Origin of the sequence: Hyphomicrobium sp. CS1BSMeth3 (assembly GCF_900117415.1) — a bacterium.
Lineage (GTDB): Bacteria > Pseudomonadota > Alphaproteobacteria > Rhizobiales > Hyphomicrobiaceae.
Map to the genome: position 1 here is coordinate 1085456 of NZ_FPEI01000005.1, position 19814 is coordinate 1105269.

The window sequence follows — 19814 nt, forward strand, 5'->3', positions numbered from 1 at the left end:
CCGAACCAGATGGATCTCAGTATTCTTCCGCAGACTATTGCTCAGGGTGTGCTTGTTGGAAGCACATACGGGCTCATTGGCCTAAGCATGGGCTTGATGTACAGCGTCAGTGGCGCGATCAGTCTTGCTCAAGGGCACATGGTGAGTATGAGCATGTATCTCGTGCTCAGCTTGTACACCGGATTGCAACTGGACCCCTATGTCTCGGTGGCGATCACTCTGCCCGTTCTGGCGCTTGCTGGTGCCGCCCTCTATTGGTTTCTCATCCGGCCGCTGAGCGGCAATGCCATTATGGTGTTTCAGGCATCCTTGGGCCTGATGTTTCTCATCGAGAACGTCTTGCTCATGATCTACGGTGGTCAGTTCCACCAGGTGCCGTCGATAGTGAGCAATCGCTTTATAACGTTTGGTGACGCGATGATCATGAAGTTGCCATTGCTCATCGGCTTTGGCGTTACTGGGGCATTGGCTGGGATCCTCTTTGTCACGCTCGAGTATACAGACTATGGACGCAGCATGCGGGCCGTGCATCAGAATGAACGCTCAGCTGCCCTAGTCGGCGTCAATGTTCAGAAGGTTCGGTTGTGGGTTTTCGCTATGAGCGGCGCGGTTATCGCGATAGCCGGCGTGTTGCTTGTGCCTTCCACGCCCCTGCACCCTGCAGAGGGTCTGAAGTACACCCTCGTGGGGTTGATGCCACTCGTTCTCGCTGGAATGTCCAACTTCTTTGGTATTCTCCTAAGCGGGGTCATCATTGGTCTCGCAGAGGCAATAGGTACTGTCTATATCAGCGGGGCCATTGGCCTAAGTCTTCCCTACATCATCTTCATTCTCATTCTCATCTTTAGGCCGCATGGCCTATTCAAGGGGCATTGATGATGACCGAGCACAACGTCATGCGGGTGATGGGTGTGGCGGCGACCATAGTCGCTGTGGGTGTAGCCGGCTGGTTCCTGCCTGACTACTATCTCGGGATTGCCGTCAAGGCGCTTATATACATTGGATTGGCGGTCGCCTGGAATCTTATCGGTGGTTTTGCCGGGCAGCTGTCACTTGGGCACAGTGTGTTCATTGCCATCGGCGCCTTGCTGCCGAGCGCGCTTCTTCTCAAAGAGGGAGTGAACTTCTGGGCCGGTATGGCGATTGCGGCGATTGTTTCGGCCTTGCTCGGCGCCGTGATCTCCTGGATTGCCTTTCGTTTTCGGCTTGGTCACCTCTACTTTGCTCTGATTACGCTCGCGTTTGCGGAGCTCGGTTGGTTTGTGATCATCGGCACGGAATATCTCGGAGGTGCGTCTGGCTTCTTCCTAGCAAGCGGTCCAATGAACCTGGCGCGTTTTGAGTTCGCTACTACGCAGCAATACTTCGTAGTCGCATTCATGGCTGTGCTGGCGGCAATCGGGCTCAGCGCCTGGATATTCCATAGCAAGCTCGGATACTACCTGCGGGCTATTCGCAACAACGAGGATGCGGCCCAGGCAATCGGCATCAACCTACTGGCCTGCAAAGTTGTCGTCATGGTCATCAGTGCCGCTTTGAGCTCGGTGATCGGCTCCATCTACGCTCGCTTTTCGGGCTTCGTTGATCCTAACCTGTTTGCTTCGCCTCTGATCATAATCGAGATTGTCTTATTCACGGCAATAGGCGGAATCGGCACCGTTTGGGGCCCTGTTGTCGGAGCTGGATTGTTAGTGCCGCTCGGGGAGGTGTTGCGTGGCCATCTGGGAAACGCACTGCCCGGACTACACCTCGCGATCTATGGATTTCTCATCGTCATAGTGATTCTTGTTATGCCGGGCGGCATCACGCGAGGTGTGGCTTCAATACGCAAGGCCTTGCAGGGGCTCTTCACGAAGTCGAGGTCCGACGTCCCCGCATAGGCGTGCCAGTCGGTGGTCGTGCCGCAGACACTTTGTCCTGCGCCTGCCTGCAACGGAAACAGTTTGAGTGGATCATTGCGCACGCTATCGCGCCCGCATCTCTGGCACGGTGCTTGCTCCCATGGAGCTGTCAGAAATAGCAGGGCGGATAAAGTTCTCGATGAAGCATGACGCAAGAGTAGATCGCCACGCAAAGTCGCCCGCCGCTGGTCTACCGTTGCGCAAGGCGGCATATGGGAGATCTCGGCCGTTTGAAGGCGCTCGCGGGCTTGATCTTGCGACGTCGCTCGCCGAGCCACACATCACCACGCTGCTTGGTGAGGTGCGCGTCCCGGCAGGTCGGCTGAATTGCATAGGTGATGCTGCCGCTGATCAGCACTTAGTCGATCGCGGCCTCTTCTTTCATCTTTCTGATGCCGGCCGGTCAATTCCTCAGGTCGAATGGGCATCCCTTTTGACGGCGAGGCGAGCAATCGCCGTTGTCGGACACCAGCAATGGGAGAGCGTGCGCTAGTCGTCTTACCGGAATGGCTTGACCACAGCACGCGGCTGACAACGACGGGTGAGAGAGAATGAGCGCGAGATGGAGCGGGGAGTTCAATGCCCTTTGAGACGATTCTCTATGAGGAAGATGGCCCGATTGGCATCATCACACTCAATCGCCCCGATGATGGCAACATGTTCACAGCGGTCATGTGTCACGAGGTGCGTGATTGTATAAACGATATTCGCCGCGAAACGCGTACGCGCGTGGTCGTGCTGACTGGTTCGGGCGAGAAGTTCTTTTGCATCGGTGGACGCAAGGAGGGCATGGAGGATACGACACTCTATGCCGGCACGCTGCCGACATTGGACATGTACGAAGCGATCGAGAAGTTACAGAAGCCGGTGATCGCATCCGTGAACGGATTTGCTGTTGGTGGCGGTAACGTGCTGCAGATGCTCTGCGACTGCACCATCGCCAAGGAAAGTGCGGTATTCCGCCAGGTCGGGCCTATGATGGGCTCGTTCGATGCGGGCTATGGCACGTGGTATCTGGAAGATCTCGTGGGTAAGAAGCGCGCGAAGGAGATCTGGTTCCGCAATCCGAAGATCTCGGCTCGCGAGGCGCTCGCGATGGGTCTGATCAATAAGGTCGTACCTGACGCACAGCTCAAGGAGGCCACGCGAGAATTCGTACTTGAGATCGCTGAGCGCGGGGCCTTCGCCCTAGCATCCGTGAAGGCGGCGTTCAATGCCCGCCATGGCGGTGTGTCAGGGCTATCTCGTATGGCTCACGACCTGCTACTGCGGACCTATCTCACAACCGAAGAGAGCAAGGAACTCTCCAAGGCGTTTGCAGGCAAGCGCAAGCCCGACGCATCCAAGTTCGGCAAATAGGTCGGGGGAGCTCAGCGGTGCGTCCTTTCCTCACGCTGCATCACCCCACACAGGCCCAGCTGTACTACGAGCAGGGGGTGTGGCGCGCAGAGACTTTCTATGGGCTGCTTGCTCGTCACTCTGAGGAGAGACCGGAGGCAATAGCGCTACAGGACGGGCGGCGGAAGCTGACGTGGAAGGAATTGCGCGAATGGGTCGATGGTGTTGCGGCAGATCTTCTAGCCAGAGGTATTGCGGGCGGTGACCGCGTAGCGATCTGGATGTCCAATCGAGTCGAGCCCGTCGTCATGTTTCTCGCTTGCGCGCGGGAGGGATTGGCGTGCAATCCGTCGCTGCATAGGACATTTACGTGTGCCGAGATCGGGCAGCTTCTCGAGAGGTTGCGAGCTCGGGCACTGCTGACCGAGCCGACTTGGGGTGCTGATCGCGCGCACGCCGATTTTGATGCTGTCCTCGCCGGCGTCCCGTCGCTGAAGGCTGTCTACGCAGAGGGTAGCCTGCCGGGTCCAGCAGTGAATCTCGGTGCAGCCGTCGCCGATCCCGATCGCGTGGTCTACCTAGCCTTCACGTCCGGAACGACCGGAAGTCCCAAGTGCGTCATGCATTCGCACAACACTCTGCTTGCTAACGCGCGAGATATGGTGCGTGACTGGGGACATGGCCCGGACACGGTGTTGCTAAGTCTCTCGCCACTCTCGCATCACATTGCGTGGGTGGGCATCGCGCAATGGCTTGTCGCTGGATGCCGTTTCGTGACTAACGACCCACCGCATGGTGTCAGCACTCTTGACTGGATCATTCGGACAGGGGCGACATACGTGATGGGCGTACCCACGCACGCCATGGATGTGCTTGCGCAGCAGAAGGCAACTGGACTCGAGCGATTGGGCCGAGTTTCGGTGTTTTATATGGCGGGAGCGCCAATTCCGCCTTCCGTTGCGGCTGCGTTCGTGGCGCAAGGCATCAAGCCGCAAAATATCTACGGCATGACAGAGTGCTCATCACACCAGTACACGCATCCCGACGACGAGACAGAAATCTGCATATCCACCTGCGGACGCGGGGGAGCGGCTTATGAGGTGTGCTTGTTCGATCCCGCGGACAGGGATCGGCCGTTGGGGCCGTCGGAGACAGGCGAGATCGGCGGTCGCGGCGGTGCACTGATGCTCGGCTACTTCGACAACCAGACCGCCACGGAAGACAGTTTCAATCGTGACGGCTGGTTCATGTCGGGAGACCTCGGCTCGCTGGATGAGCACGGCAATCTCAAGGTGGAAGGCCGTCTGAAAGACCTCATAATCCGCGGCGGACACAATATCTATCCGGCGCATATCGAGGCGCTCGCCCTGCGGCACGCGGACGTAGAGCGTGTTGCGTGCTTTCCAGTGACAGACGAGCGGCTTGGCGAACGGGTGTGCATTGCCGTAACCGGCAACATCGCGTCGGGTGAGCTGTTGGGGCATCTAGAGCGCGAAGGCCTCTCCAGGTACGACATGCCCGAGTACTTTACGCGCCTCGACGAGTTTCCCCTGACGGCTAGCGGCAAGATCCTCAAGCGCGAGCTGATCGAGATGGTGAAGCGAGGTGCGATCGCACCAGTACTGGTGCGCTTCGAGGCTAAGTAGGACGGTATATTCATGTCTGTCGAATTAACCGAACGTGGCGACTGTGCGGTCATTACGCTCAACCGACCTGAGGCGTTGAATGCCTTGTCTTTTGGCGTTCTGAGGCGGCTGGGGGAAGTATTCGACGAGCTTGCCGAGACTAACGCGCGCGCTCTCATCGTCACAGGAGCGGGCACGAAGGCGTTTTGTGCAGGCGCAGATATCAAGGAACTGCGAGATCGTGATCTGAAGGCACAAAAGCGCGGTGCCGAACTGGGCCAGGCCGTATTCGCGAAGCTGGACAGGCTGTCGATGCCGTCAATTGCGGTGATCAACGGGTTCGCGTTTGGGGGCGGACTGGAATTGGCCTTGGCGTGCACGTTCCGGATTGCCACGCGTAATGCCAAGATGGGTCTTCCAGAGATCAAGCTTGGACTGATCCCCGGATACGGTGGCACCCAGCGATTACCCCGAGTGGTGGGCGAGGCACGCGCACTTGAGATCATTATGACCGGTCGCTCGGTTGCCGCCGATGAAGCGGAGAAAATTGGCCTTGTGCATCGGCTGGTGGATGGCGATGCGCTTGAGGCAGGATTGGCATTCGCAAGTGAGTTCACGAGCTACAGCTTGCCGGTCTTGCTGTTTGCCAGAGGTGCCGTAAGGCGTGCATTGGACGTGCCCATTCATGAAGGCCTAGAGATCGAAGCGGATCTGTCGACGCTCGCATTTCAAACCAAGGACGCTGCGGAAGGTACAGCGGCCTTCGAGGAGAAGCGCAAGCCGAGGTTTAGTGATGAGTAAAGGCATCATCATCGTGACCGGCGCTACGCGCGGCATAGGCGCGGCGATCGCCGCGGAGCTTGACGCGTTGGGCTTCAGGGTCGCAGGGCTCTCTCGCTCGGGAGAGACAGTTGCTGGCGAGGGGTTTGTCTGCGACGTATCGGATGAAGAGAGTATTGCGAACGCAGTCGCTGAGGTAGCGTCGCGCGGTAGGATTGTAGGTCTTGTCAACAATGCGGGCCTCTATCGGGAGCACAAGAGCGCCAACCTCTCCGGCGCGGAGTTCGAGCATCTGATGCGGACGAATGCCACGTCTGTTGTGGTCGCTTCTCGCGAAGCGTACTCGCACCTCAGAAACGGCGGCGGCGGCCTCATCGTCAACATCGGATCTTTCTTCGACAAGCTTGGTGTTGGTCGCAGTGTGGCCTATTGCGCATCCAAGGCTGCAATAGGTGCTATCACGCGCTGTCTGGCAGTTGAGTGGGCCAAGGACAATATCAGGGTGCTGGATGTGGCACCTGGCTATATCGCCACCAACCTCAATGCGGATTTTCTCAGCAAGGAAGCTGGAATGCGCTGGATCGAGGAGCGTATCCCGGTGAAGCGTCCCGGCCAACCGAGCGAGGTAGCGAAGCTCGTCGGGACGCTATTCACGTCCGATATAGGCTTTCTCACTGGCGAGACCATCTACATGGACGGCGGTCAGGGCATGCACCTCTGATGGATTTCGACATGACCGCACGGCGCTCCGCTGCCTCTCTTGTTGGCCATATGTGAGCGAGCGGGTCTGCGTCGGCTTGGATTGCCCAATCGCGAGCTTTGCGTAAGAATGAGGGGAGAAGCGTGAAGATATTCAGTCAGCTCGAGCGGAAGCGAGCATGGGAGCCTGAGGAGCAGGCGATCCTCGACGCTGTCCAGGCGGTGGTGAACGATGTGGTGGCCCCCAACGCAGCCGCCTACGACAAGAGTGGCGAGTTTCCATGGAAGAGCGTTGAGGCGCTCAATGGACTAGGGTTGAATAGCATATTCGTGCCGGAGACCTACGGAGGAAACCCGGTGCGCTATAAGCTCTATCTCGCAGTGGTGAAGATAATCTCTGAGGCTTGTGCATCCAGCGGCATCATCTACGCCACCAATTTCCACGGCATGAAGCCACTCATCGATTTCGGCACCGAGGAACAGAAGCAGCGATTGCTGCCACGGATCGCCGACGGCGGATTGGGCTCACTTGCAATCACCGAGCCTAATGCGGGTTCCGATGCGACAGGGATGAGGACGCGGTTCATACCGGACGGCGACCATATCGTGGTTGAAGGAGGCAAGATCTTCATCACTAGTGGCAACGCCGCTGACCTTCTCCTTGTATTCGGCAAGTGGAGCGAGATCGATGACCCGCGTCGCGCCATATCGGCGTTGATCGTTGAGAAGGATACGATCGGCTTTTCGGCGGGACGTCCGGAGGACAAGATGGGCCTGCGAGCTTCTGCCACCACGCCGCTTAATTTCGATAGCGCACGTGTCCCACGTGCAAATTTGCTGGGCGCGCCTGGCGACGGTCTTGCGATCTTGTTGGCCTCGCTCAATAGATCGCGACCAAGTATTGCGGCGCACGCGCTTGGAATCGCCGTGGCTGCATTTAAGGACATGACGGGATACATGAACACGCGTCGGCAATCCGGTCGGCGCATCGCGGAGTTTCAGGCCAATCAGTTCCTGCTGGCTGATTTGGCCAGCGAGCTCGCACTGTGCGAGGCCTGGCTCGACCATGTAGCTGATCTCGTCGACGGAGGATCAGATGATTTCGGCGTTGAAGCGTCCATCGCGAAGCTAAGAGCTTCCGATCTCGCCATGCGCATGACGACGGAGGCGGTACAGATGCATGGCGGCTACGGCTATATCCGCGACTATCGCGTGGAGCGCCTGATGCGCGACGCCAAGATTACGCAGATCTGGGAGGGCACCAATCAAGTGCATCGCCAGCTCATTGGGCGGAGCTTCGTAGAGAAATGAGCAAGCCGATCGCGACTGTAGCCGTTTGCGGCGCCGGGGGAACGATGGGCGCAGGCATCGCAATCGTTGCCGCGCGCGCTGGCTTCAGGACCATTTGCCACGACGTCGCCATTGAGGGTCTCGACCGCACTCTGAAGCAGACTGAAGGCTTTCTTACAAAGTCGGTCGAGCGCGGCAAGATGACCGGTGCCGACAAAGACGCCGCTATGAGCAGACTGTCGCGAACAACGGCGCTCGACGATCTCGGCGTTGCCGACCTCGTCATCGAGGCGGTATTTGAGGAGCTCTCTGTCAAGCGTGCGTTGTTCAAAAAGCTCAACGCGATATGCCCAGATAGTACGATATTCGCATCAAACACCTCGACCCTGTCCATAACCGAGATCGCCGGCGGATCTGGTCGTGACGATCGTGTTATCGGCCTCCATTTCTGTTTGCCGGCTCAGATGATGAAGCTGATTGAGGTGTCGCCTGGTATCAAGACGTCCGCCGCAACGCTCGAAGCAGCTTGGTTGTGGTGCGAGAAGGCGGGGCAGCTACCAGTTAAGACGCAGGACAAACCCGGCTTCATTCTCAATGCGCTACTGGTGCCCTTCAACAACGACTGCATCCGGGCAGTCGAAGCGGGCGTGGCCTCGCCCGAAGACATAGACAAGGCTATCAAGACCGGGCTCGGCTATAAAATGGGGCCTCTAGAGCTGGTTGACCTCGTAGGCCTCGATACGCAAGTGCGGCTCTGCGAGGCGTTCTATCCCATCACGCTCGATCCGCGAGCCGCAGCACCGCCGCTGCTTCGGCGTATGGTGGCAGCAGGTCTTTTGGGGCGTAAGACCGGTCGTGGATTCTTTACCTACAACTCGGGCAAGATGTTCGGAGCTTAGGATGCGCTATTCGATCCGTCAGCAAGGTGAGAGCCGATCGTTTCCACAAGGCGATGCCTTTCTGGCTGCCGCTGCGAGTGATGGCGAGGTCGTTATCTATCTCGGCGTGCCGCTTGAGACGGACGATACGAAGGGAGCCATTCTTATAGAGCTCGGCCTGGAGTGCCTCGGAGTGCACACTGGTGAGCGCGTCGGCGAAGAGGGTTCCAATGTGCTAGGGTTCGCGCGCTATCGGAATGGTGGTGATGCGCCAACTCAATTGGTTGAACTCGTCCGCCAACCCAACACTAGGCCCGACGCCATCGCAGCTGCGAGGGCTGTCTTTGAGGCATCAGGCTTTGTAGTAGTGGTGGCATCCGATCAAGCAGGCCGCATCATCGATCGACTCGTGCGCCCGAAGTACAACGCTGCGCTGCGCTTCTTGGATGAAGGCTTGGCCACCTCCAAGGACATGGACCTCACCTGCCGTTTGGGGCTAGGCTACCCGGACGGGCCGATCGAACGCGTCGAGCGTGGCGGGCTCGCCTATCACTACGATGTGACGGCCGCGCTTTTTGCAGTCACGGGCTTTGCGGCTTACGCTCCGGCGCGCCGCGCGATGGTGGCAAAGCAACGCGACGGTGCGTAGCGCACAGCGCAGGCAGACGTAGTAATTGGGCTAGAGCCCCAGTTCGCGGGCGATGAGTTCCCGCTGAATCTGTGACGTCCCGCCGCCTATGGTGGCATTGCGGCCGTCTCGCCAGTAGCGCTGCATATCGTGGTCATACGTATAGGCCGCGCCTCCGAGAATCTGCATGCCTTGCGTCGTTACTCGGTTGAGCATCTCGGAAACGAACAGCTTTGCCATGCAGGCCTCGCGCACGCACGGCAGACGTGCGTCGTAGCGCCACGCGGCCAACGCCGTCATCCATCGACCAGCTTCGAGATCTGTGGCCATGTCCGCCAGCATATGGGCGATCGCCTGAAACTTACTGATTGGTCTGCCGAACTGAGCTCGCTCGCGAGCATAGGCGGTGGCGTCTTCAACGGCACTCGAGGCGCTGCCTAGGTAGTTGGCAGCGAGCATGATGCGCTCACGCTCAAGATGGCGAACGATGTACTGCCAGCCCTCATTCACGTTGCCAACTAAGCCAGCATTGGGAATACGCACATCATCAAAATAGACCTCGCACAGACCGAGTATACGCCGGCCGATAATGTTCAAGCGTCGCACGGTCACGCCTGGAGTTCCATTGGGGACCAGGAAAAGGGAGATGCCGGCGTGTTTGGGCCCGTCAGTTCCAGTGCGCGCGGCCACAATGATCATATTGTCCTTGGCATGCGCGCCACTCGCATAAAGCTTCTGGCCATTTAACACCCAATCACCGTTTAGCTTTGCTGCGCGGGTCTGAAGCGATGCGGCATCTGAGCCCGATCCTGGCTCAGTCAGGCTGAAAGACAGTTTGACGGTTCCTTTTAGGACTCGGGGTAGAATCTCGCCCTTCATCTCATCGCTTGCGAATTCCGATAAGATCATAGAGCCCCAACTGATGAGTGCGAGGCGCGTCGCAAAATCGACACTTGGGCGCGCAATCTCTTCCAGTACGATGGCTATATCGGAGATGCGCGCGCCGACGCCCCCGTATGCCTCGGGCACTACCATAGCGATGTATCCAGCATCAACCATGGCTGCGTACAGTTCCTCCGGGAAAGTGCCCTCCTCATCCCATCGGCGCACCTCAGTTCGAGAGCAATGTTGCTTGATGAAAGCGGCAACTGAGTGTCGTAGAAGTTTCTGTTCTTCGGACGGCTCGAAGTTCATTTGTGGGTGACCTCTTCTGGACCTGAGATAGTCGGGCAAAGCTTCTCACTTTTGCCCGGGCACCTTCGATCGAACTCTTTCAATGGCTATTTTGTGCCCGTCCGTTGCCGTTACCAGGCCGAAAGCGTCTGCCTCGTGTGCAAACGCTGCCTCCATATTTGTCGCCCAGCATTGATGACACACAGCTTTGGTCAGCATCAGAGCCTCTGATGGGAGTTCACTCAACGAGAGCGCCAGCTCTCGGCTTGTTTGAAGCAACTGATCTTCTGGAACTACGCGACGTGTGAGCCCCAGCGACCGTGCTTCGTTGGCATCGAGAGATCCACCGCTTAAAAGGAGATCCTGTGCGATCGCTGGCCCTACCTTAGCCTGCAGTAGAAATGTGGCCCCTCCGTCCGGGATCACACCGAGCTTTACAAACGGGAACCCCAAACGCGCATTTTCCGATAGCACGAGGATATCGGCCGCTAGAGCGAGGGAGGCGCCGCCACCGAAGGCGGCGCCTTGGACTGCGGCGACAACTACCTTACCCATGCGCATCAAAGCCGTATGCTGTCGTTGTGCCAGGAGGACGCGATCCCGCCAAGCGAGAGGGCTTTCCGGGATCGTGTCGAGATCGGCTCCTGAGCAGAATGCCCGACCTTCACCCCGCAACAGAACAAGGCGCACGGCTGGATCGGCAGCAACGGTCTCGATACATTGGCCAAGCAGTTTGCGCATCGATGAGGAAAGCGCATTGAGTTTCTCGGGGCGGTTAAGCGCGATCTCCGCTACGCCATGCCGAATCTCCAGAAGTACATCGCCCATCGGATGCTGACCTATTTGCTGTACGTGCTTCGAGCTCAGAACTTGGTCTTGTCGTATATCTCACGACGAAGCGCGGCTTCGAACTTCTTTTCGTCCGCGCCGATTTCGTCGACGATACCCTCCCACTTCTTGAGAGCATCAAGGAAAGCCTGGATAGCAGCCTCGGGATTCTTAGCTCCCCTCCGCTTAGCCATTGCCGTGGCTTCTTTGATCTCATCGGCTTTATGCGCCGCGAGGAGATCGACAAAAGCCTTGTCGGGCGTCGACAGCGTTACGCCCTTGGCCTTGGAACGCCCGAGTACATCAGCGTCGTCCGTAACGTAGCCTACGGCAAGCTTCGCCAGGTAGGTCGGCATAAGCTTAAGGAACGTGCCCTTGTCAGCCGCGGAAAGTCGCGTCCAGCTATCGCTGTTCAAGTTGAGAAACGCACCTCCGAAGTACGCACCCTGAGGGACATCGACGACGTACTTGGCAGTATCCCAAAGCGAAAGCGTCTCGAGCCATGAGAGCGCACCGAGAACGCAATCGATCTGGCCTCGTTGGAGGGCCTCGTACGCTTCCGCATTCTCGATGTTGACTGGGACGCCGCCCATACGTATCGCCCATCGGCCATAGACATTGCCCGGGGCACGCAGCTTGAGAGACTTTACGTCGGCAAGGGACGGCACCGGCTTTCGGCACATCAACTTATACGGCGTTGTGGAGTAAGCGCCGAAATACATGATCTTGTATTTCTTGTACTCAGCCAGACAATCCGGGCAGCGCAACAAGACAGTCTCGTTAATGGCACCCATTACGGAAAGGGGATCGCGAGCAAGGAATGCAAGGTCAGAGAGAGCGGTATTCAGTGGGATCTCATTCTGCGCATAGAGGGAGACAATGAAGCCCCCGTCTGCCAATCCATCGCGAACAGCCGAGAGGGTGCCTTTGCCGGCCACCAAAGCGCCGCCAGGATGCAGGGTGATCTTGAGGCTACCCTTCGTTTCCTGCTCCAGGGCCGCGAACATCGGCTGCAAGGCATAGCGGTTCGTCGCATGACTTGGCGGTAAGTAGTTCGTATATGCCAAGTTTGACTGGGCACCAGCATCGACCGAAGCGAGACCCGATAGGAGCGCTGCCGCGATCGAGAGGGTGATCGGTAGTTTCAAATTCTGAGCCATCTTAGGGTTTCCTCCAGCTACTTTGTTAGGGGACCATGAGGTCAGGCAAAAAGAGACTGATTTGCGGATACTTGATCAATATGACGACGATGAATACTTCTGCTGCGATGAACCAGAGCAGGCCTCTGAAAATTGTCATCAGAGGTACTTTGTCTCCGACGACTCCGCTGACGACGTACGCATTCAATCCGACGGGCGGCGTTAGCAGCCCTATTTCGAGATACTTGATGACCAGGACGCCGATCCAGATCAGATCCATGTTCAAAGATTTGAACAACGGCAGCAGCACTGGCAGCGTGACCAGCATCAGCCCAAGCGGATCGAGAAACATTCCGAGGAAGAGGTAGAGCAGCGAAGCGCCAATAAGAACGGTTGTCTCGTTTAAGCCCCAGGCCACGATAGCATCGGCCAAGTACTTTGGGACGCCACTCAGCGCAAGAAAACGGGTCAGGAGAATCGCACCGATAGCCACAAAGAAAATGGTGCCAGTGCTCGTCGCTGTCTCCTTTATGCTGTCCTTGAAGTTCGTCCACGTCAGGCGCCCTTGCGCGAACGCAATCACGCAAGCAGCAAAAGCACCGATTGCAGCCGCTTCGGTCGCGGTGGCCAGACCCGAGTACAGGCTGCCAACAATAAATATCACCAGCACAGGCGTCGGCCAGACACTCTTCAGGGCAGCCAGCCGTAGGCGCCAATCCACTTTCTCATCAATTGCGGGTGCCAATGACGGATTGTGGATGCATCGACCAATGATAACAGCAGCGTAAACTACTGCAGTTAGTACGCCCGGCAAGATACCTGCGATAAGCAGGCGGTTGATGGGCTGCTCCGTAAAGATACCGTAGATGACCATAAGAATGCTGGGTGGAATTAGTGACCCCAGCGTGCCACTCACAGCAACCACGGCCGTGGCCAGGCCTGGATCATATCGGGACTTTAGCATTTCAGGGATCGCCAACCTACCCATCGCGGCTGCCGTCGCCATGCTCGATCCCGAAACACATGCGAAAGCCGCGCTCGCGAAATTGGTTGCGACCGCGAGGCCGCCAGGAAGCCGACTTAACCAGACGCGCGCCGCGTCATAGAGAGATCCTGTCAGCCCAGTGTGATAGGCAATCGAACCCATAAGAAGAAACATCGGAACCGCTGAGAGCGACCAATGTGCGACGAACTCATATGGAAGATTGCCCACTGCACTAATCGCGGCGTATGGCCCGCGAATTGCTGCAATTCCCAGGAGCGCAACAGAGCCGAGCGCAACCCCCACTGGGACACGCATAGCAATGAGGACGATAAGGCCACCGAGGCCCCAAAAGCCAATGGCAAGCGGTGTCATTTGCCGACACCACGAGTTTGAGACAATTCTTTTCCAAGCTGATAGAGGATCCAGAGGAACGTCACTGCGATCGCTAGAGGCACACACCATCGCGATGGCCACACCGGCAACTCGTAGTGCACAATTCCTGTCGTTTCGCCTACCGAAGTCGCGTGCATGGCTGACAAGGAGGCGGCCCACGCAAACACGGCTAGATAAGCGAGAGACAGCACGCGAGCAGCGTTCTCGATAATTGCCGCAATTCTCCGCGGTAAGAGATCGGTAAAGAGGCTGATTTCGATATTGTGGCGGTGCTGCTGCACATGTGCAAAAGAGCAGAATACGATAAGCGGCATGAAGTAGAATGCGACGCACTCTAACGTGCCGGGTATCGGTTGGTTCGCAGTGTACTTCAACAGGACGTCGAAGTTTATGAGAGCCAGCATGGCGACACACGCGAGCCCTGCGATGAACAACAACAGTCGGCTGATTTGCTGAAGGCCGAGTTCCATCTATCGCTTCGCTCCCTCGTGTTTGTCGGCCAGTTGATCGAGGCCGATCGTCCGTTATCGCCCTGCATGGCAAGGTTTGTGCCACTTCGGAGCAATAGAAGAAGTTCGCGCTTGACCTACGCTCGCGTATTGGGACAGGCCTTGAATGTGTCTTGCCCAACGACAGTTTGATGCAGGGCGTGTCTTGCGGGGGGACAAGAAGGCCTTGACGATCAGCCCTTGCAAGCTGCTTTGGCGAGCCGCTGCCAATCGACTCATCGCAGCGCAACTGGAAAAGGCTTGGGAGAAGGCGCTTCGGCGTGTCGAGGCGCGCCGGCAGAGGCTCGACGCCATGAGCATATCCGATACCGGCAACGTCCTTCCCGATCCCGCAGGATTGGCTGATGACCTGTCGGCACCGTGTCGGGTCGGTGCGGCGGGTCAACGGCATCCACGGCTATCGCTCCGCCAAGAAGAACGGTGAATGGTTGACGATGCGCGACGCGGCCGCGAAGCTCGGGGTCAGCCATCATCAGGTTCGTAAGTTGATCAAGGCAGGCGTCTTGCTGGGGATCAGCTTCAGCCGTGCCTCGAAACAGTCCGCCAGCCTGTCGAGCCTGGGTTTGGCCTGGGTGATCCTCACCGCGCGGCGCTCGTCCGGCGGCTTGCCGGCGATGGCGTGCTCGACGTCGAACAGCGCGCCGATCCGCTCCAGCGCCTCTCCTTGGCGGTGCTCAATCTGTTGACCTTGTGCACGGTCGCAGATCGCAGCAACCGACGCGTCCGGTCGCAGCAACTAGTCGAGAATTTTCACCTTCGCCTCTGGCGGCCGAAGCCACCGCCGCGCCACAACCGCGATCACCTCTGAGCTCATGTGCCTTGGCGTCCTTACGCACGTGAGTAGGGACAGTAACCGGCATGGCGATGCGGCATTGAGCAAGTCCGCGTCACCGCAGCTGTCAGCTGACGCTTATCAGCACGGCGACGCCGGGTCACTGGTGGGCGAGACCGGCGATGATGACGGGCCAAGGTTAGTGGAGCCGCTCTATGATTGTTGCGTTGGCCATCCCACCCGCCTCGCACATGGTCATGAGACCATAACGACCTCCGGTCTGCTCGAGAGCGTTGAGCATGGTCGTCATGAGCCGAGCACCCGATGCACCCAATGGATGGCCGAGTGCGATTGCACCGCCGCGCGGATTGAGGCGCTCTGTATCCACACCAATCTCTTTCTGCCAAGCCAGTGGGACGCAGGCAAATGCCTCGTTGACCTCAAAGTGGGCGATTTTATCTACCGCAAGGCCGCTTCGTGCTAACACGCGGCGAGTCGCCGGAATCGGTGCCGTCAGCATCAGAAGCGGGTCGTCACCGCAGACGTCAAACGCGACAAATCGGGCACGCGGCCGCAGACCGAGTCTGGCGGCAGCGCGCTCACTAGTGACGAGCAATACAGAGGCGCCGTCTGTGATTTGAGATGAGTTTCCTGCAGTCACGCACCAGTCGATCTCCGGAAAGCGCGCGGTCATGGCGTCATTTCGGAAGGACGCTTTCAGTTCGGCCAGGCCCTCGGCAGATGTCGCCGAGCGGATAGTCTCGTCCGCCACGATCGTTCCGTCGGGCGTCGTGACAGAAGCAATCTCGTTGTCGAATTGGCCAAGATCGCGCGCGTTGGCTGCAAGTCTGTGTGAACGCAGCGCATAATTATCGAGCTCTGCCCGGCTGATGCCCCATCGGCTAGCGACAAGTTCAGCCGAAACTCCCTGCGGCACCAAGCCGGGAGCGAATCGAGCCGTTACAGACGGGCCAAACGGATCCCCGCCCATGCGGGCGCTGCCCATGGGCACGCGGCTCATCGATTCCACACCGCCGGCGATAACCACCTCTTGCACGCCCGCCATAATTGCCTGGGCTGCAAAATGGATCGCCTGCTGGCTAGATCCGCATTTGCGATCGATCGTTGTTGAAGGAACATGGACTGGAAAGTCGGCAGCGAGCAGCGCCATTCGGCCCGGCGTGGCCGATTGCTCGCTCGCTTGGCTGACGCAGCCAACGATCACGTCATCGACGATGCCGGGATCGAGCGAGTTTCGGCGCACGATCTTCGATAGAAGCCCCGCAAGCAATTCGACGGCATGGACGGACGACAAGGCGCCGCCGGATTTGCCGCGTCCCATGGGCGTTCTGATGGCATCAATGATGACGGCATGCTCGGTCATTGCACATTGCTCTCGATTTCGAGGGTCTACCACCGATCAAGAAGTCACGATTGGGACCAGGCCGGTGTGAGGTCATATATCCGGCAGGCCGTGGCGCTGAAGAGGTCCACGCGCTCGTCAGCGGACGCTCCGGTGGTCAGTTTCTTGAACGCGTTCCAAAGCACCGTATAGCTGCAGGACCTTCGATCGACCGGAAAATTGCTCTCGAACATCGCCCGCTGAGTTCCAAACGCTTCAATGCATGTATCGACGTAAGGGCGCCATGCCGAGGCAAGGGTATCGGATGATGGGGGATCGGCGCGTTTGTCGAAGTCGAAGCCTAGCAGATGCATGCCTAAGCCACCGAGCTTCACTGTGACATTCGCCTCCGCGGCTACTGCCCGAATGCCCTCACGCCAGATCTTGAAGACTTCGTCGCGTTTGCCGGCGTAAGGGCCTACGCCCAATGGACAACCGCAGTGGTTCAAGACAATGCTCGTGTCGGGAAAGGATCGGGCGAACTCGGTAAACGCCGGCAGCTGCGAATGGAGAACCCATGCATCGAAGCTTAGCCGCAGCTTCCCGAGACGGGCAAAGCCCTCGCGAAAGGCGGGGTTCTGGAACTGGTCACCAGGAACGGCGAGTGACCCGACACGGACCTGCACGTGTGGGTCACAGGCAAGCAGATGTCGAATGCCGCGAAAGCGCCCGCCACCTGCCGCAATGTGAGCGAGAAGGACCTCCTCGACAGCAGCGCCGTTCGCAAGATTGGCATGCGACACGATAGCAGCACACAACTGCAATCCACCATGGCTCGAGGCGTGGTGATTCTCGGCGACGGATGCAGCAAACTCCGTTTCGCCGACCGGCCTCAACTGCCTGGGGCCGCTAGTCCGGTAGCCGACACCCGAATCGACGAACACGGTCGCAACGATGCGGTGCCCGGCGTTGGCATCTGCGACGACATCGTCCGCGCGATACGACGTCAAAGGGTTCGTCCAGATATGGTGATGCGTATCGACAACCGGCAGCTCGGGATCAATGGCCACCTCTGTGTGCTTGGCCAGCCATGCGAGATCTCCCGTCGAGAAGTCCCTGTCGAGCTGGACGATGTAGGCATCACTGTTCATCGTGAAATCCCCGCGCGGCACGCTCAGTTTAAGTTCATGCCGGCGTAGTGCCGCGGAATACCGCCGAACCGGTGCGAAACTCGACTTCGGACGCGGATATCGGACACGACAGCTCCATGAGCTCACTGACGTCGTTCTGATGCTCCAGTGCGCCGACGAACGCGACGATTCGGTCGCAAGACTCTCGTCCGATCTGTGGCTCGGCGCACGCCCGGAACTTGGCGGTGACTTCGTCCATCGTAAGAGGATTGCGGGGATGGCCCTTGGGATATTCCACACACCCCTCAATCCGGCGGCCGTCGGTGGTGAGGATCTCGACCTTTCCGGGCATCGGAAAGCGAGGCTTTCCCGGCGTGGGCATCCGAGGCTCAAGGATCACCTCCACTCGATCGATCATGGAAAGGATCTCTGGTGCGTCGAAATTCGCCGCGTCGATGGTGTCCTGATCGAGCTTTCTGGAAACCGCCACGGAAGCAAGGATGAAAGGAAGGCTGTATTGGGCATCGGCGGACGCCCGAGGCCTGCGCTTGCGATCATGAGGCAGCGTGATCAGCGCATGGATGTCTTCATTGTCGACCGTTGCGCGAATTCCGGCGATCTCGGCCGAACCGACAGTGTTCCGCCCCAAGCAGTCCGATAGCGCCTCGGCAAATCCATGCGTGAAGCGGCAGCAGGGATAGAGCGGCTTGATGCTGGCATCCAACGCCTGCCAGATCTCGCCGAGGGCGTCTTCGAGCGCGGAAGGCTCGTATTGGCCTCGATGAAAGAACTCGAAGTAGCCGAATTTTCCTTCGAAAGTATCTGGCGCCCCGGACAATCCGGCCCCAGCCATAAGCGCGGCAATTATCCCGCCCTCGGCGGCAATTCCCTGCATGATCTTGACCGTCGAGGCACCCGCAACCAGGCCGTGCTGATTGCCGCCAGCGCGCGCGTGAGCGATGCCGAGGGCATGCCGCGCCTCGTCTCGCGAAAGCCCGAACAGCTTCGCTGCCATAAGAGCTGTCGCATAGTACGGGCACTGGTAGGTGCGGGAGCTTCCGGTCTGTCCGTAGGAAATGCGTGGCGCTGCCGAGAGGCGACACACAATTTCCATGCCGACGGCGAGCGCAGTCAGCAATGCCTTGCCGGACACCGGCGCCCGCGCCTCGGCGATGGCCAGTGCTGAAGGAACGAGACTCGCGCTGACGTGGCAGGTGTTGTCTTCGTGCACATCATCGAGATCGAGTGCGCGCGCTGCAATGGCGTTGATCTGTGCGGCAAAAGGTAAGGCCGTCTTGCGGCCCGTGGTGACGAGGCGGGCGTCCGCTTTGGTGGACCAGTCGGCAACCAGGCTCGAAGCCCGCAAGACATCGGGGTCGTGCCGGCCCGCGATCATGGTTCCTAACGTATCGAGAAGCGCCGATCGGGCGCGCTCCCGCATCGGCGGGGCCACATCGGCGTAAGTTGTCGCGAGCGCAAACTCGATCAGTCCGTCGGAGATGCCCATCGCAGTCCGCTGCCTGTTCAGACCGCGCCCCTGGGCGGGACCAATTTCCAGCCAGGAGCACGGTGCTTCTCACACGATCCTCACGTCGGGATGCCGCGTACCTTCGCCACTTCCTTGAACATTGCCTCTGATGGCGCTTCGTAGAGCATCCGTCTGCTCACATGCACGCCCGTCAGCTTCTTCATCTTCACCATGACCTCACCCATCTTCGCCAGATAGGACTGCACGTCCAGCAGCGGCACTCCATCGATCTCGTTGACGCCATGCTGGCCGAGCAGGGCTGTCAGCGGGCCGGTGGCGATGATGACTTCCGATCCCTGGGCGATCGCGCGGCGAGATGCCCTGAGCGTCTCCTCAACCAACTGCGCGCCGGCATCTCTGTCGGCGAAAATCGCATCAAGAGACCTGATGTTGTTCACCTCGACGGCCTCGATGGCCGCCAGCCTGTGCCGCAGGCCATAGCCGACGACGATCTCGCGATAGCGCGGGATCATCCGCTCATTGAGGGAGATCAGACCGAAGCGTTCGCCCATCATGCACGCGACGTGGCATCCTACCTCCATGAAGGTAAGCACGGGGATATCGAGAAGTTCCCGCAGTTCCACAATGCCAGGATCCAGGGAATTGCCCACGAGGAACGCATCGTAGCCGCCGGACTTGCGGATCTTCAGCGCATTGTCGAGCACCTCCCTGACATCGTAGTGCCAGAACAGGCGATACTGATCCCCGAGCGCCCCATGTGTCGTTCCACGCACCTCGACGGTAGTGCCGGGCTCGACTGCTCTGTCACAAAGCGATTGGATCGCCTTGATCATGTGACTCATCTTTGTTTCCGAGGAAACGACCTGATACCAGAGCTTCATCTATAATCTCCCAGACTCGTTGCTCTCGATTGAG

The 19814-nt window shown here is 58.7% G+C and carries 18 protein-coding genes and 1 pseudogene; 9 read left to right on the top strand and 10 right to left on the bottom strand.

Annotated elements, in window-relative coordinates; translation table 11 throughout:
* Window positions 1-9 precede the first annotated feature (9 nt).
* The 9 genes from CS1BSM3_RS14160 to CS1BSM3_RS14200 all read left to right on the top strand — a co-directional run bounded on the left by CS1BSM3_RS14160 (window position 10) and on the right by CS1BSM3_RS14200 (window position 9160).
* On the top strand, window positions 10-876 hold the full coding sequence (locus tag CS1BSM3_RS14160; protein WP_072387682.1) for a branched-chain amino acid ABC transporter permease: 867 nt from the start codon (window positions 10-12) through the stop codon (window positions 874-876).
* Complete coding sequence (locus CS1BSM3_RS14165) at window positions 876-1880, top strand: branched-chain amino acid ABC transporter permease (RefSeq protein WP_083528580.1); 1005 nt, start codon at window positions 876-878, stop codon at window positions 1878-1880. Before CS1BSM3_RS14160 ends, CS1BSM3_RS14165 begins: the two co-directional genes overlap by 1 nt.
* Before the next feature lie 600 nt (window positions 1881-2480).
* Window positions 2481-3260: an enoyl-CoA hydratase-related protein gene (locus CS1BSM3_RS14170; RefSeq protein WP_072387684.1), complete on the top strand. Its 780-nt coding sequence runs from the start codon at window positions 2481-2483 to the stop codon at window positions 3258-3260.
* A 17-nt stretch (window positions 3261-3277) separates the two neighbouring features.
* Window positions 3278-4885: a class I adenylate-forming enzyme family protein gene (locus CS1BSM3_RS14175; protein ID WP_072387685.1), complete on the top strand. Its 1608-nt coding sequence runs from the start codon at window positions 3278-3280 to the stop codon at window positions 4883-4885.
* Window positions 4886-4897: 12 nt separating this feature from the next.
* Entirely contained in the window at window positions 4898-5665 is a 768-nt protein-coding gene (locus CS1BSM3_RS14180; protein WP_072387686.1) for an enoyl-CoA hydratase/isomerase family protein, read from the top strand.
* On the top strand, window positions 5658-6365 hold the full coding sequence (locus tag CS1BSM3_RS14185) for an SDR family NAD(P)-dependent oxidoreductase (protein WP_072387687.1): 708 nt from the start codon (window positions 5658-5660) through the stop codon (window positions 6363-6365). Before CS1BSM3_RS14180 ends, CS1BSM3_RS14185 begins: the two co-directional genes overlap by 8 nt.
* Before the next feature lie 122 nt (window positions 6366-6487).
* On the top strand, window positions 6488-7654 hold the full coding sequence (locus CS1BSM3_RS14190) for an acyl-CoA dehydrogenase family protein (RefSeq protein ID WP_072387689.1): 1167 nt from the start codon (window positions 6488-6490) through the stop codon (window positions 7652-7654).
* On the top strand, window positions 7651-8532 hold the full coding sequence (locus tag CS1BSM3_RS14195) for a 3-hydroxyacyl-CoA dehydrogenase family protein (protein ID WP_072387690.1): 882 nt from the start codon (window positions 7651-7653) through the stop codon (window positions 8530-8532). The genes CS1BSM3_RS14190 and CS1BSM3_RS14195 overlap by 4 nt, the downstream gene beginning before the upstream one ends.
* 1 nt (window position 8533) lies before the next feature.
* The gene (locus CS1BSM3_RS14200; protein ID WP_072387691.1) at window positions 8534-9160 is read left to right on the top strand and encodes a 3-hydroxyacyl-CoA dehydrogenase family protein; all 627 of its coding nucleotides are present in this window, start codon (window positions 8534-8536) and stop codon (window positions 9158-9160) included.
* A 30-nt stretch (window positions 9161-9190) separates the two neighbouring features.
* Here CS1BSM3_RS14200 and CS1BSM3_RS14205 read toward each other — a convergent pair whose 3' ends face one another.
* The 10 genes and pseudogenes from CS1BSM3_RS14205 to CS1BSM3_RS14255 all read right to left on the bottom strand — a co-directional run bounded on the left by CS1BSM3_RS14205 (window position 9191) and on the right by CS1BSM3_RS14255 (window position 19780).
* Window positions 9191-10333: an acyl-CoA dehydrogenase family protein gene (locus CS1BSM3_RS14205; RefSeq protein ID WP_072387692.1), complete on the bottom strand. Its 1143-nt coding sequence runs from the start codon at window positions 10331-10333 to the stop codon at window positions 9191-9193.
* Window positions 10334-10378: 45 nt separating this feature from the next.
* Window positions 10379-11140: an enoyl-CoA hydratase/isomerase family protein gene (locus CS1BSM3_RS14210; protein WP_072387694.1), complete on the bottom strand. Its 762-nt coding sequence runs from the start codon at window positions 11138-11140 to the stop codon at window positions 10379-10381.
* A 35-nt stretch (window positions 11141-11175) separates the two neighbouring features.
* The gene (locus CS1BSM3_RS14215; protein WP_072387696.1) at window positions 11176-12300 is read right to left on the bottom strand and encodes a C4-dicarboxylate TRAP transporter substrate-binding protein; all 1125 of its coding nucleotides are present in this window, start codon (window positions 12298-12300) and stop codon (window positions 11176-11178) included.
* A 25-nt stretch (window positions 12301-12325) separates the two neighbouring features.
* The gene (locus tag CS1BSM3_RS14220) at window positions 12326-13636 is read right to left on the bottom strand and encodes a TRAP transporter large permease (protein WP_072387698.1); all 1311 of its coding nucleotides are present in this window, start codon (window positions 13634-13636) and stop codon (window positions 12326-12328) included.
* Window positions 13633-14127: a TRAP transporter small permease gene (locus CS1BSM3_RS14225; protein ID WP_072387700.1), complete on the bottom strand. Its 495-nt coding sequence runs from the start codon at window positions 14125-14127 to the stop codon at window positions 13633-13635. The genes CS1BSM3_RS14220 and CS1BSM3_RS14225 overlap by 4 nt, the downstream gene beginning before the upstream one ends.
* 592 nt (window positions 14128-14719) lie before the next feature.
* Window positions 14720-14827, bottom strand: a pseudogene (locus tag CS1BSM3_RS28605) (hypothetical protein); the annotation flags it as partial.
* Between the two features lie 310 nt (window positions 14828-15137).
* Window positions 15138-16322: a thiolase family protein gene (locus tag CS1BSM3_RS14240; protein ID WP_072387704.1), complete on the bottom strand. Its 1185-nt coding sequence runs from the start codon at window positions 16320-16322 to the stop codon at window positions 15138-15140.
* Window positions 16323-16366: 44 nt separating this feature from the next.
* Window positions 16367-17350, bottom strand: coding sequence for an amidohydrolase family protein (locus CS1BSM3_RS14245; RefSeq protein ID WP_244540504.1), 984 nt, complete (start codon window positions 17348-17350; stop codon window positions 16367-16369).
* A 115-nt stretch (window positions 17351-17465) separates the two neighbouring features.
* Window positions 17466-18917: an MmgE/PrpD family protein gene (locus CS1BSM3_RS14250; protein WP_072387708.1), complete on the bottom strand. Its 1452-nt coding sequence runs from the start codon at window positions 18915-18917 to the stop codon at window positions 17466-17468.
* A gap of 80 nt (window positions 18918-18997) precedes the next feature.
* Complete coding sequence (locus tag CS1BSM3_RS14255) at window positions 18998-19780, bottom strand: aspartate/glutamate racemase family protein (RefSeq protein WP_072387710.1); 783 nt, start codon at window positions 19778-19780, stop codon at window positions 18998-19000.
* Between the last annotated feature and the right edge of the window lie 34 nt (window positions 19781-19814).